The organism is Akkermansia sp. (genome assembly GCF_020860705.1).
Lineage (GTDB): Bacteria > Verrucomicrobiota > Verrucomicrobiia > Verrucomicrobiales > Akkermansiaceae > Akkermansia.
In genome coordinates, this window is the sequence record NZ_JAJBTT010000052.1 from 1 (window position 1) to 14,048 (window position 14,048).

Consider the following 14,048-nt stretch of genomic DNA (forward strand, 5'->3'; position numbering starts at 1 on the left):
TATTTGATGTCCACTTGAACATTTCCATATTATCACGGCACCAGCGAATAGAATTATTTCATTAAGGTGGCATTATGCTAATGCGCATCCAGTATTTGTTGTTGGGGTATCCCCCCCCCCTCAATGAGTTATGATTTAATAACGTAGTCAGTGATTGAGCCATGTGTTTTATATCAACCACTATTCCATCATATTCATGCAACATTTCCCGCACACAAGGAATGTCGTTAGCCACGATGGGCACTTGCAGGATGGCGGCTTCATTGATGACCGTAGGGTAACTCTCATACCGGGAAGTTAATACGAAGGCGTCTGCCTGCTTTAGATAGGGGTATGGATTTACCTTCTCTCCCAGCAAAGTCACACAAGCCTGAACATCCTGCTTACGGATGGCTGAACGCACAAGCTCCTCCTCATTCTTCGGCCCACCGCCAATAATGTACCAGTGGAAGCTACCTCCTGCCTTTTTCAATTCCGCCGCTATGGATGGAATCACTTCAAATTGCTTTTGGGCACAAACACGGCCGATAGATACCAACGTAAATTGAGCGGTACAAAAGTCGGGATCATCCAACGGGTCTTCTGCCCGCGCCCTGATATGTTCCTCATTAATGATATTGTATAATGTCTCCGTTTTGGCTTCCAGATGGGGATAACAGGCAATCCAGGCCTGACGGGCCGCTTCCGATACGCACACCACCTTTTCAAAAACGGGAAAATTGGTTTGAGAGGCTCCGCTGCGGGCGCATTCCCATGAATAATCGTTGTGAATCCACACAAATTTACGGGAACAAGTGATTTGTTCAACCAACTGGGCAGGCATGCCTTCGGCATAGGCAATCACAGCATCATATCCGGAACACTTGCTCGCCAGCTGATGCAGGCGTTCCGTCAGAATATCGCGACGGGTCAGTTTGAGTATAAGAGTGCGCCAGCATTTCAGAGCCAAAGCCGGCAAATGTTTCCATATATTCCTCCATCCTATCTTTTTGGTATGAACCATTAAACGGGAAACAACGTAATCCTCCGGTAAAACTCGGCAATTTTTTAATGCTCCCTTGTAGGGACCATCCTGATATAGGCAGAGAACATCTGCTTTAACAAAAGATGTATCCAATTGTTCCAAAAGAGATTGGAGACAACGGGGAATTCCTCCTTGTTTGAAATCCGACAGACAAAACAAAACACGTTTCATATCATACCGGGCGATTTAAGATTTTCATGAAGATCCGATAGATGGTGCAAATATACCCCATCATCATATCCGGCATTCCCGCTGCAATCATGTTGTGAACGTGTTTCGTGAAACGTGGGAAAGCTGCAATGTTAATTTTTATGGGACGGCGTTTTTTCAGTCGGGTCCGGATGTTTTTGCGGAATGCCGGAGGGAACTCCCATAAGTAACAGTTTTTTTCTATCGCAGTTATCATGAAGGTATCCGCCATATCCTCCCAACACCTTCCGGCAGCATCCATGTGTTTCAGAAGATCCATGGCGCTTTCAATATAAAGTACTGATGCGCGGCTCTTATTGGAGAACGAAGACGGATGGGCAATGTAGTTGTAAGTTGGTGAGGAAACACAGATAATTTTCTGTAGCCGAGGGAAGGCCTCTACATTCCAAAAACGATCTTCATGGGCTTTCCCTATCGGGAAGCGGATATCTTTCAAACGGGAATTAATTAGGCGGTTGTGGGTATAAATAAACTCCAACTGGTCAAAATTTTTTTCAATACTGCGATGAGAACCATACTTGGCATCAGGATAGTTCCGTAAAGATAGAACCTTGCCCGTCCCGTCGCATATGGCATAGCTACCCTGAACCCAATCGACTTCATCCGAAAAGTACTCTGTGAGGCGAGCTAAAGCACCATCCGGGAGATAATCATCCCCATCAATGAAAAAGAAACAGTCTCCTGTTGTATGCTCCAGGCCAGAATTTCTGGCAGATGAAATTCCCCTGTTGATTTCATGGTGAACAATCCGAAGCCGTGAATCCCCATACGACTGGAGAATGTTAAGCGTTTCATCCGGGCTACAATCATCAACAGCGATCAATTCGAGATCAAAATGGCCCTGTTGAGCCAGGATGGAGTCCACGCACTTCCGCACCCAGGCCGCGGAATTGTAAAAAATGGCTATAACACTAATTTTCATACAGACTACTCGCCAAGTGCATTTTTAATTGCTTCCAGATAACCATAGCCGGAGATTTCATCCGGCTCCAGATAGCCCCCTTCCGCCCATTCATTCCAGGCGAATACGAAGATCATGTCAGTGTCATAGTAGTTTTTGGTATTTTCCACCAATTGAGAAAAATAGTTTTTGAATTTTCCGGCAGATACTCCTGAGTACAGATACCCGTTCATACGATGGCGCGGCGTATTATCCCAGTCCGTAAAAGCGCAGGGAATCATCCTGCAGTCCGTTCGTGGGCGTAGTTGAAGAATCTTCCGCCACGTTTCATCATAGTCCGCCTGAACCACTTCCTTTACCTTCCGCTGAGGAAGCAGGCTGCGGCGAATATGCAGTAGCCGCTTCAGTTCACGGGAATACTTCATGAGTTTCGGGAATATTCCGGCTTTTTTCTTCCGAAAGTACATATTGGCGTAGCCGGGATTCATCTCTACACCGTAATCAAAGAGGGATTTATCCCAGGAATCATCAAAGCTGGACGAGGCGCTCTGGTAAATATAGGTCAGCCCCTCCAGCCCGGCTTCTTTTGCCATGTCCGTCCAGAGCGCGAGCATCTTCGGCAGCTTGCGGATCAGGTTCGGTATATAGATGACCATGATAGGCTTGTTGTTTTCCCTCATGTAACGAGGATCCTTGAAGAAGGGCAGCATGTAGTTGAAATGGTTCACCCAGTCCTGCTCATCATCAAAGTCGTGGGCGATCAGAACGCGGGGCGCGCGATCCTTGGCCTTCCATGCATCCGTCCAGTCATGGTTTGCCCATGAAATGCAGTACTTGATGTCAATCTCCGGATGAGCCAGAAGCATCTCCATGGGTTTCTCCAGCAGGAGATGCCCGTTGAACCAGTAATGGTACATGCAAAAGCCGTAGATGCCATATTTTTTCGCCAGTTCGCATTGCCATTTCAGGGTTTCTACCTCGCTCAAGTCATAGTAGTTTCCGTTGAGCGGTGTCCGTGGCTGCTTGTGTCCGGGGAATAGAGGTTTGGCCTCCCGTACATTCGTCCATTCGGTAAAGCCCTTTCCCCACCACTCGTCATTTTCCGGGATAGTATGAAACTGGGGAAGATAAACGGGAATAACTTTAATATCTTTAGTGTTCATGTTGAATATATTTGACTACTTTAGCCGGGCAGCCGGCAACAATGGAAAATGGAGGTACGTCTTTGGTGATCACGGCATTGGCTGCGAGAATGGCGCCCTCCCCAATGCGAACGTTGGGAAGGATGGTCACCTTGTCCCCTATCCAGACATGTCGGCCAATGATGACAGGCCCGGGAGAATGGACGGGGCGCAGCAGGGGAGGGCGTTCACTTTCCTCCGGGAGTGAAGCGCCATGCCCGTTGTCCGTAATCAGCACAAAGCGGCCGGTGAGTACGCCTTCCCCGATTTCAATACGCCGTGCGCAGGTCACATGGGAATATTCCCCTAGGGAAACGCCATCGGCGATGATGAGATTTGACTCCATCCCCTCCGGAGCACAGGTTTCCAACACGCAATGACGCATGACAGACACCCTGCACCCGATGGAAATGTGATGTGGTGCCAACAAGGTCAGCCCTTGAGCCAGCAGTGAATGCTCGCCAAAGCTACGGAAGCGATGCTTATGTCGCGCGGTCACTACATGCCGCCGGAGCAGATAGCCGAGGTACTGCAGACGCGCCGGCCATAAACGGCCCATGAGTCCCAGCAGGGTTCCCAGCATGGCAACACAGCTGAAAATGAAGTTACGCATGTTTCAAAACCTTTCTGTAAATGGAAAGCAGGTTCCGGCCGATGCTTTCCGGGTTATGTCTGGAAAGCGCCTGTTCACGGGCCGCCTGCCCCAGGGAGCGAGCCCTATCCGGCTCTTCCAGCAGACTGGTAATATGAGAGGCCAGCATGTAGGGATCGTTCGCGGGGAAGAGGATTCCCGTCTCTCCCTCCCTCACGATGGAGGAAACCCCGCCTACATTGGTTGCCAGTACCGGCATACCCAGCAGTTGAGCCTCGCAGACGCTGTTCGGGCTATTATCTATATAACTTGGAGCAACGAAACAATGAGCGCTGCACAAGGCCTCTACCAGAGCCTCCTGAGAAACGGCTCCCATGGCGTGCACTCCTACTGCCGCAGCCTTAATGCCATATTTCTTTTCAAAGAAAGGTACGATATCGCTCACGCCGTACACCTTCCATTCCACATCCAGTTTTGTAAAACGACGTAGCAGCTTTGCCGTTTTCAGGATGAGATCCAGCCCCTTGTACCATGGATTCGAAATAACACTGGCTATCCGAACCTTTCCGTCACTCGGTGCGGGAGGGGTCCATAATTTTTCTCCATGGAAGAAGGAGGGGCGTAGAGCTTCCTCACAGTGAAAATAGTTTGCCTGAGGGTTGAAGAGTTTGACAAGAGCCTTGTCCCATGCCGTCCTGCCAAGGAAATGACGGCAGGACTGGATCGTATTGATTTCCCGTTCCGCTTTTTTACGAAAAGATGATTCCGAACGCAGCCCCATCAGGCGGCGATGGCGGCACAAACCTCCACAGAAGAGGAAATCCCAGGAATTCATGCCAACGGGAAATAGGGCATTGTGGTAGGGGGGCAGACTGCCCTGCATGTGGATGAGCACGGGAATATCCGTCAGGGTGAAAATGGCGCCAAAATCATTCTCACTACCGAAAATCTGGATCAAATCCGGCTTGAAATCCTCAATCACCTTGAGGTAGGCAGTTGTTTCCCCCGTCTCGTTCCGCTTGCCCAAGAACCGTGCCCAGCGAGGGTGTTTGGGAGTAGAAAGCGGATAATAGGTGACGCCGGAATCTTCATACTTGAAATCATAGCCGCCCAGTTCGAATGCAATGCCGAGTTCTACTTCGGGTAAAGTGCGCATAATTCCTTCCAGCGACGCCACCCAGCCTCCTCCGTTGTGGGAAACAGTAGAGGGCGCAAACATGGATGGCGTAATGGAAAACCAGAGAACTCGCATAGTTTTATTTTGATGAGGGATTTATTTTCTTAACTTCATTCGTATTCTGTTAAACAAAGCTGTTGGTGAATAAATTACTAAAGCTATAATGGTGAGTAATTTATATTCAACACTTCCCTGTATTTTGATCTGTATCTTTTCCAATGCCGTCTCACCATAAACCATTTTTCTATAATCATCGTACATTCTGGAAGGCAAGAGGGTTGAGAGGAAACGATTTCTCTCCTCAGTGGTTAGCTGATAATTAGTAGAGGATATTCCTGTTATATCATAATCTGCAACAACAAAATGAAGTGGCGCATAGCTTGCATTCAATATAATGATATCATGAAAAAAAGCCTTAGCATCCGCCGCGATTTTATAAGCACGATCATATCCTCCCATAGATTTCAATCTGGATGTACGGATAAAAGTTGCTTGATGAGAAAGACTTCTCTCAAAAAGAAGGCGACCGGTCACTTTTTCCGGGGCATAATCTATGGCCTCCTTTTTTCCATGACGACACAACTGCGTACTTCCCGACAAATAATCAACCCGTCCATAATTCTCGTTGGCAAGAACCCGTTCAATTACATCATTTGCATGCAATGCATCTCCTGCATTGAGAAAAAGGCAGTATTTTCCCTTCACTTTTTCGAGACCCTTATTCATGGCATCATAAATGCCGGAATCAGGTTCACTGACCCAAAATGCTATTTTATCTGAATGAGATTGAATGACATCCACAGTCCCGTCCCGAGAGGCAGCATCGATGACAACCCACTCTATTCGGGAAAAGGCACTTTGATGCACAATACTCTCTGCTGTGACTTTCATTCCGGCACAGTCATCTTTAACCACTGTGATTATTGAAATTTCAGGTTGATTCATGAACTTGATTTATAAACAAATTCGTTTAAAAAGAACTTCCCATTGTTCCGCTATATTGTGAACGTCAAATTTACGGCAGGTCTTCATTCCCTCCTCTGCCATGCGTCTTCTTTTCGGAGCATCTTCCATTAATAAGCGCAAGCGGCTTATGTACTCCTGTTCAGAAAATGGAGTTACAGCGTATCCGTTTACACCATCATCAATGATATCAGCTAATGCAGGAAAAGAGTTATATGCAACAGGAACGCATCCATACTGTTGAGCTTCAATTAGGACCATAGAGAACCCTTCACTGGAACTTGTCAGACACAAAATTTTCGATGCTCGGTAATATGATTCAGAAGATTGGGAACCAACAAAAGAAATATTTTTCAATGAGAGGGATTGCCCTATTTTTTCATATAATTCCTTATCCGGGCCATCACCTACAATAACCAAGGTCCACTCGGGGAAATCCTTCTCAATATCCTTCCAAACCTTCAGCAAACGATCAACTCGCTTCTGCCACACCAAACGTCCCACAAACAGAACTTGTTTTTTCCGAGCTACCTCTGAGTGAAGATTTACATGGAAAGGGATCGGATCCGGAATTACACTTAATTTCTGAGGTTTCTGTACGTTTGCAAAACGGGCAAAAGATGCAGCAGCTGCACGGGAAAGCATAACACATTGATCGGAGTCATCATATAATTTGAGAAAGCGCTTTTTTGTATGAATATGTCTCAAATAATAAGAGACAGGGCTCTTAAGCAAACAACACGTAAAACGCCATAAAGAAGTTATAGAATATCCCAATGCCAGATGTTTTTCCTGATTATCCAAAATGTCTCGCAATGCAACATTTGGATCCGAATGCAGAGTATATACCAATTTAGCGGATGTCCCTTTTTTTGCAGTTACGCATACGTCATGTTGAGCAATGAGAAAAGAATGGTTGCAAATGATATCCACCTTGTAACGGACAAGAAGGTCATGCAAATAAAGTGCATTTCTCTCACTGGCTGCGTCCTCCGTATCAGGAAATTGAAATTGCAGCTCTTGATCATGATCCGGAGCGCAACTCTCCCATAGATAACAACATAAGACAACATGTCCTCGTTTTCGAAAGCATTCGACCAACTGAGAACATACTCGGTCGATACCTCCTTGTGTCACGTTGAATTGCCCGGCGCTGATAAAGCAAATGTTCATATATTATAAAATATAACGCGTGGAATTAAATAGGAAAATTTAATTTTTTCTATAAAAAATTATGTAAAGTTCTTAAATTATGTTTGTTAAATGAAAAAAACATCAAAATGGGTAGGCCTATTGAGAGAATTAAAATTGCTGTCTGTTAATGCTGCCCTCGTATATTACCTGTATGAATAATTTCTCCCACTGCCGGACAATGTAATCAATATTGTGCCGATCGCATGAACGCGTGCCTGCCCTGGCCATTTCCTCCCTTTTCCCTTCGTCACTCATTAGCGTGCGGAGGCGGTGAATGAATTCCTTCTTCCGGAAGGGGGGCACGGCATATCCGGTGATACCGTCTTCCATGATATCATGGAGCGCGCCAAAGGAGTCATACGCTACGGGAACGCAGCCGTGCTGCAAGGCCTCAACAAGAACCATTCCAAAACCTTCCGAAGAACTGGTCAGGCACAGGATGGAGCTTTCCTTCAGGTATTCCCCGGGATGGCGGAACCCGGCGAAGGATACTCTTTCCATCTGCTGTCGTTCCACCATTTTTTCCAGCTCGGGCCGGATGGCTCCGTCACCGACTACCACCAGTTCCCAGGAAGGGAAGTCCCGGTAAAGTTCTTTCCATATGGAAAGAAGCCGGTCCACCCGTTTAAGGCCATATTCCAGACGGCCCACATACAGAAGCTGATGTTTTTTTTCTTCCCTGTTAAAGACGCAGTGATGTTTCCTGACGGGATTGCCGATTACATGCAGCCGTGAAGTGTCGCCCGTCATTTCCACGAATGCTGGTTTATAAGCCTCCGACAGCATGACGACGGCATCCGAGTTGCGGTAACGCTCACGGTAGAAACTGGCTTCCGCGCGCTTCATTTTTTTCTTTTGGTACAGGTGGAAACGAAGCCATAGTAGAATATTCCTGCACCATCTGACAGGGTTGCGCCCTAGAACGGGAAGAATGAAGAAGTTGGCGGCGGCTGCTTGAATGTTGTAAAGGGGGGCAAAGTGAATGGCGGAGACGAGCCGGATATCCGTTCTTTTTTTCACTTCATCCCACAGGCGTGAAAATGGTCCTATATTGGCCGCTTGGTTCAGAACAACGTCAATTGCCTGCTGCCGGATGAGGTCCGCAAGAAAGGAGACATTCCGGAGGCTTTCAGGGTGGCCCCCTTCCGGGAGAAAGAAACTTTCCGCTGCGGGGACGTACCGGGCTTCTTTTCCGGCTCTGGAGTCTGCGACGAAGATGACGCGGTGACCGCGCTCCGTCAAGGCTTGCGCCAGGAGGTGGGAGACACTTTCCACCCCTCCGATGAATGGATTACATTCCCGCGTGTTGGTGATGCAGATGTTCATTGTTTCTCCTCCGTGCAGGTTAACGATTTAAACAGACTGCCCCACTAGTTTACAACGGTGCGGACAAGGTCCTTTTGACGACATGCCTTTACTCTGAATATGTTTTCTCCGTGATGAATGGTATTCGCTGAAGCTGTCATGCTGTCATACACGAAGGAAATGCTCTCATTCTGTTTCTTGCGCGGAATGGTTTCATCCGGGATAGCTTGTACAGGAGTGGAGTTGGAGGGGCATACTCGTCCAAGGCCGTATGCGTCCGACTCATTATGCAATTGACGGAAACGCCTTCGCGCGTTGAAAAGGCGCAGACGATAATTTAAAATAACGGTTATTATGGGGATTTTTTTTTGAAGCAGCATGCCGTGTTTTATTTATTAATTTTCAGAAACTAACAGAGAATCACAGATGAAGAGATTATGAATTTCAGAAAAAATGGAATATCTATGATGAATAGAATAATATTTTATTTATTTTTTAAAATATTCTTGTAATATGAAATTTGAAAATAACGGTTGAGGCGAAATGCCAGGCTCGCATAAATAGATTGTTCTCTTCCCATCCATGTATAGATGTAAATGGGAAGCAGCTTTAAGAACATGTCCCAACGTCTGGCAAGGCTGAATTTTGGACGCAGATAATAATGGTACATGTCGATAATGTAGCGATATGTTTTCAGATGATTCAGTGAAGTGCGCGTAATGGATTGAGAATGGCATCTGTAAAATGCAACAGGTTTATCTATTGTGTTGACATGATAACCTTGTGAGATGGCCTTGCGCACAAGAGGTGCATCTTCAAAATTGATGAATATTTCATCATAATAGTCTATTTCTTCCATCATTTTTTTAGAAAGGAAGAAGGATGGTCCCAGCGTGATAAGAAGAGGATGATTAAAGAGGTAATCCATATCCATGGATACATTGGATTCCAGATCCCAGCGTATATTCAGGTTTGATCCGGATGACAGTTCCTCTGTTTCCGTAAAAATATAGAGGGGAGCTATGATGAATGAACATTGGTCACCAATCAGCTGAGCCTGGTCATATAATATCTCCAAGCATTGATCTATTAATATATCATCTCCTGCGATCGGTTTGATCCATTCCCCTCTGGCAGACCGGCATCCCCGGTTAATGTTTTTTGAAACCCCCGTATTTTCTCTAGCTGTGATGAGTTCTACCCGGAAGAAGCGCTGCTGTTTTTCTTTCAGCCATTCCCGGCAAATGGCTACCGTATCATCTGATGAGCAGTCGTCTGTAATAATCAATTCAATAGGCCCGGAATACGTTTGTCTGTAGGCGCTTTCAAGGGTATCCAGAACATATTGGGAAGAGTTGTAAGTCAATACGACGATTGACAGAAGAGGAAGGGATGGCTGGGTCATGTCGTTGAGGAGTCAGGTTGTTTTCTTCGGAAAAATTTTGACTTTACCTTTTGAGAAATTTCCTTGAGGTCTATTCGTTTATGCAGCTCGTGGAGAGAAAAGAAGCAGGAGACGATAAGCAATACGGCACTGAAAATGTACCCGTAGGGAACGGGAAGGAATTTGACGGACAGAAAAGCCAATATGCAAAGGGTTTGCATGCAGGCAAAGACGCGGAAAAGTGGGCCGGAAAGTGAGAAAAACATGGTCTTCTTGTAAAAAACGACCATGTACGATACATAGAACAAGTATAAGATCACGAAAGCGACTCCCACGCCTTCCAGGCCCCAGAGGGCATATCCACCCATGGTTGCCAGGGTCTGGACTACGGTTCCCAGCAGTTCAAGTCTGAAATATAATCCGGATTCTCCTTTGGCCAGCGCAATGAATCCCAGGCTCCAGCCGACCACTTTCAGCAGCATGCCGATGACTACCCATTGGGTGAAGGGGATGACGCCCAGGAATTCCCTGGTATACAGCAGGGGAATCAGAATAGGCAGCGTCAGCAGGTAAAGCAGCATGATGGGGCCGATGATTAAAATACCTATTTCCGCCTGCTGGTTGACAGTCTCCGTCATTTTGCCATTATCTCCGCTGAATGCCGACAGGCGCGGGTAATAGTCGGCCGCCATGGCGGCAAATACCATGCCGACATAACGTTCCGTAATACTCCAGCCGGAATTGTACAATCCTACCTCGGAAACGCCGCCCATGTGGCTGATGAAGGCGCTCATCCCGTAGGTCACTCCACTTCCCATGAGGCCGCTTAATGTCATCATGAAACCGACTCTGACAAAAGAGATTCCTTCATGGAAAGATTCCCGGTAACTCACGTCCACATTTTTGACGGGCACGCGCCTGGCAAAATACCAGGAAAGCAGCAGGGAGGTGCAAGCCGCCGCAATAATGGCCGGAACGATTCCCTGAAGCCCGTAAAAGTAGTATAATGGTACGGAAGTCAGCCCTCCCAGCACACCGCCTATCATTGTGGAGCGGGCTGTGTCCTTGATTCTGCGCGTACCATAAAGTACGGCCGTTTGTCCACTGGTGACCGCTCCCAGGAAGAATGTGACGGATAGGGCGATAAATGCCCATGTATAATCTCCGTTCCCGAAGCTGGACATGCTGAGGTAGGGGGCGAGGAAAATGGTGACTAGCATGCCCAGCAAGCCCGTAACCCATACCCAGCGGCGGAACGTCTTGACCGTTCTTCCAAACTGATCCTGATTTCCGTCCGCATGCGCTAATGAAATATTGCGAATAGCACTGAAGCCAATGCCCAGCCCTGTTAAGCTGCCGATTAAACCAAGCGGGGCTAAGAGCAGGCTGTTAATACCGTAGCCTGCCGTACCTATCAGGGAAGCCGCCAGCTTGGATCGCACCAGTCCGACAGCAATATTGAACATCTGCACCCCTCCAAAGATGGAAGTTGCCTTAAATACCTGGCGGTATGAATTTTTTGCAGAACCGTTCATTACCTTCTCATCAATTTACGATAAAGAAAAAAGGGAAGGAGCATTACCAATTTACGTTTCCATGAAACATGCGAAGTGAGAATGGCATGTCCTGATAAACTGTTGTGGCATTTCTTTATAATAGCCAGAGCTTCTTCAGGGGAATCTCCATATGAATTATAAATTCTCGTATAATTTGCAAGAGAAGAAATAAAACGAGTAAGAGCTTTTTTATATTCAATGCTCTTTGTTCCATAATTCTCACGGAAAAGGGATACTAGGGCAATATCCGTCCAAAGCGCCTCATACATCCGAACCCCATTATGGGTTATCGATTCCTCATGTTTGCGATAATAATAATGGGCATCAGCAAAGGCTACCGTAGGAGCTTTGATAAGTATTTCCCTTGAGGCATATTCATCAGCGTTCATGTGGAGAAAATCTCTGTTGAGATATTGGGAGCTTGATTGCCAAACGTTTTTGCTTATCAAGGCTCCATTCATGCCTATCGTCCATCCTCCTAGTGTCAGCGTTGCTGCCGCTTTACCAGGTAAAACCTGTGCCATATCAAAATCAGTACCAGGGATGGAGAAGTCACAAGATGAATCCGGATGTTTGAATATCATCCGAGCACAGACAACTTGAGCATCGGAGTCCTGCTGCCTAGTGACTAATTTCATCAGGTAATCCCTCTCAATGTAATCGTCAGAATCAACGCCTACTACCCATTCTGACAAAGCGAGATTAACGGCATGATCCCTGGGATACTTAGCTGCTCCACTATTCTTCTCAAGCTGAAAAGCTCTAACTCGCGAGTCTGCCAAACTATATTCTAGGAGAATTTCCCAAGTAGAATCCGTTGATGCATCATCCACGCATACGACTTCAAAGTCTGAGTAAGATTGTTCGAGGACCGAGTCTAAGCATTTACGTAGATATGTTGCTGCGTTATAGCAAGGTATAACTACTGAAACTTTCATACTTAAATAAAGTTGTTAATGTTCTTCACAATATGAAGAACATCATTTTCCTCCATTACGGGGCTGATGGGCAGGCTTAGTTCCTGCTGGTGAATTTGTTCGGTGACAGGGAAGGAAAGGTGGTTCCATTCCTTATAGCATTCCTGCTGATGAGGTGGGATGGGGTAGTGGATAAGCGTCTGGATGCCCTGTCCCGTGAGAAACTGCTGCAGCTCATCACGGCGATCACAGAGGATGGGGAAGAGGTGGTAGGCATGGGATTCTTCAACTACGGGCAGAGGAAGGCGGACATGGGGATTGGAGATGTTTTCACGGTAGTAGCGTGCGACTTTGCGGCGGGCCTCCAGCGCTGCATCAAGATGGAGCAGTTTCACCCGGAGAACGGCCGCCTGAATTTCATCCAGTCTGCTGTTTCTGCCCTGGTACTGAAAGACGTATTTGCGGGAAGAACCGTAATTAGCCAGAGAACGGATGGCCTTTGCCAGTTTTTCATCATCCGTGGTGACAGCGCCTGCATCGCCTAGTGCCCCGAGGTTTTTACCAGGATAGAAGCTATGCCCCGCAGCGTCGCCTAGCGAGCCGGTTTTGCGGGCTCTGTACATGCAGCCATGAGCCTGGGCGTTGTCTTCCACCAGTTTGAGATTGTACTTGCGGCAGAGTTCTCCGATTTTTTCCGTATAGGCGCACTGGCCGTAAAGGTGAACGATCAGGATGGCACGTGTGCGTTTCGTAATGGCGGCTTCTACGAGGGAATCATCCATCTGAAGAGTATCAAGGGACGGCTCTACCAGAACAGGCTTCAGGTTGTTTTCTGTAATTGCCAGAATGGAAGCAATGTAGGTATTGGCCGGTACAATAACCTCGTCACCGGGCTTCATGACACCCATTTCCATATAGGCACGGAAAATCCAGATGAGTGCATCAAGACCGTTGGCGCAGCCGATGCTGTGTTTGGTGCCGATGTAATGACTGTATTCAGCTTCAAAAGCATCGTTTTCCCGGCCTTGAAGATACCAGCCCGAGTCAATGACTCGGCTTACGGCCTCATGGATTTCATCAGCATAGGCCTGAGTTACTTTTTGCAAATTTAAAAACTTAATCATTGTTGTTAATTGGGTGAGTGTTTCCTTCCTTGTCTTTCATGTCCATGTCCAGCAGGATACCTTCTCTGGTGACGTAGCCACGCATGGTTGCCGGGTTGCCGTACCACACCGTATGTGGCGGAATGTCCCTGGTTACTACACTGCCGGCGCCAATAAGGGAGTAAGCACCGATGATTCGTCCTGCCAGAATAGTTGCATTGGCGCCAATGGAGGCTCCCTGCCGGATTAGAGTTTTTGAAAAAGAATCGGGATAGCGTTTGGACCGCGGAACAAGGTCATTCGTAAAAGTGACGTTTGGTCCGATAAAAACCGAGTCTTCGATCGTAATTCCATCCCAGAGTTGTACACCGGATTTAATAGTCACGTGGTCGCCCACGATTACATCGTTTTCAATCAGCACGTGGGCGCAGATATTGCAATCTTTGCCAATTCTGGCCTTAGGCAGAATAACGCAGAATTGCCAGACATTTGTATCTTCTCCGATAAAAGGAGACCGGACATCCGATAAGGGGTGAATCAT

Annotated in this window: 13 protein-coding genes; all 13 read right to left on the reverse strand. The window is 47.0% G+C overall.

Features of this window, described 5'->3' with window-relative positions:
• Positions 1 to 61: 61 nt before the first annotated feature.
• The 13 genes from LIO64_RS11890 to LIO64_RS11950 all read right to left on the reverse strand — a co-directional run bounded on the left by LIO64_RS11890 (position 62) and on the right by LIO64_RS11950 (position 14,048).
• Positions 62 to 1,195 carry a glycosyltransferase gene (locus tag LIO64_RS11890; protein ID WP_290549666.1) on the reverse strand — a complete coding sequence of 378 codons (1,134 nt, stop codon included), beginning with the start codon at positions 1,193 to 1,195 and terminating at the stop codon, positions 62 to 64.
• Between the two features lies 1 nt (position 1,196).
• Positions 1,197 to 2,156, reverse strand: a complete 960-nt coding sequence (locus LIO64_RS11895; protein WP_290549667.1) for a glycosyltransferase family 2 protein — start codon at positions 2,154 to 2,156, stop codon at positions 1,197 to 1,199.
• 5 nt (positions 2,157 to 2,161) lie between these two features.
• On the reverse strand, positions 2,162 to 3,298 hold the full coding sequence (locus tag LIO64_RS11900) for a glycoside hydrolase family 99-like domain-containing protein (protein ID WP_290549668.1): 1,137 nt from the start codon (positions 3,296 to 3,298) through the stop codon (positions 2,162 to 2,164).
• Positions 3,288 to 3,929 carry an acyltransferase gene (locus LIO64_RS11905; protein ID WP_290549669.1) on the reverse strand — a complete coding sequence of 214 codons (642 nt, stop codon included), beginning with the start codon at positions 3,927 to 3,929 and terminating at the stop codon, positions 3,288 to 3,290. The genes LIO64_RS11900 and LIO64_RS11905 overlap by 11 nt, the downstream gene beginning before the upstream one ends.
• Positions 3,922 to 5,064: a glycosyltransferase gene (locus LIO64_RS11910; protein ID WP_290549670.1), complete on the reverse strand. Its 1,143-nt coding sequence runs from the start codon at positions 5,062 to 5,064 to the stop codon at positions 3,922 to 3,924. Before LIO64_RS11910 ends, LIO64_RS11905 begins: the two co-directional genes overlap by 8 nt.
• A 117-nt stretch (positions 5,065 to 5,181) precedes the next feature.
• Positions 5,182 to 6,030 (reverse strand): glycosyltransferase family 2 protein, encoded by an 849-nt coding sequence (locus LIO64_RS11915; RefSeq protein ID WP_290549671.1) that lies wholly within the window; start codon positions 6,028 to 6,030, stop codon positions 5,182 to 5,184.
• Positions 6,031 to 6,039: 9 nt separating this feature from the next.
• The gene (locus LIO64_RS11920) at positions 6,040 to 7,221 is read right to left on the reverse strand and encodes a glycosyltransferase (protein ID WP_290549672.1); all 1,182 of its coding nucleotides are present in this window, start codon (positions 7,219 to 7,221) and stop codon (positions 6,040 to 6,042) included.
• A 129-nt stretch (positions 7,222 to 7,350) separates the two neighbouring features.
• Entirely contained in the window at positions 7,351 to 8,568 is a 1,218-nt protein-coding gene (locus LIO64_RS11925; RefSeq protein WP_290549673.1) for a glycosyltransferase, read from the reverse strand.
• Between the two features lie 463 nt (positions 8,569 to 9,031).
• Complete coding sequence (locus tag LIO64_RS11930) at positions 9,032 to 9,952, reverse strand: glycosyltransferase family 2 protein (protein WP_290549674.1); 921 nt, start codon at positions 9,950 to 9,952, stop codon at positions 9,032 to 9,034.
• Positions 9,949 to 11,466, reverse strand: a complete 1,518-nt coding sequence (locus LIO64_RS11935; RefSeq protein WP_290549675.1) for an O-antigen translocase — start codon at positions 11,464 to 11,466, stop codon at positions 9,949 to 9,951. The genes LIO64_RS11930 and LIO64_RS11935 overlap by 4 nt, the downstream gene beginning before the upstream one ends.
• Positions 11,466 to 12,425 carry a glycosyltransferase family 2 protein gene (locus LIO64_RS11940; protein WP_290549676.1) on the reverse strand — a complete coding sequence of 320 codons (960 nt, stop codon included), beginning with the start codon at positions 12,423 to 12,425 and terminating at the stop codon, positions 11,466 to 11,468. The genes LIO64_RS11935 and LIO64_RS11940 overlap by 1 nt, the downstream gene beginning before the upstream one ends.
• A 2-nt stretch (positions 12,426 to 12,427) precedes the next feature.
• Positions 12,428 to 13,528 (reverse strand): DegT/DnrJ/EryC1/StrS family aminotransferase, encoded by a 1,101-nt coding sequence (locus LIO64_RS11945; protein ID WP_290549677.1) that lies wholly within the window; start codon positions 13,526 to 13,528, stop codon positions 12,428 to 12,430.
• Positions 13,521 to 14,048 (reverse strand): acyltransferase, encoded by a 528-nt coding sequence (locus LIO64_RS11950; RefSeq protein WP_290549678.1) that lies wholly within the window; start codon positions 14,046 to 14,048, stop codon positions 13,521 to 13,523. The genes LIO64_RS11945 and LIO64_RS11950 overlap by 8 nt, the downstream gene beginning before the upstream one ends.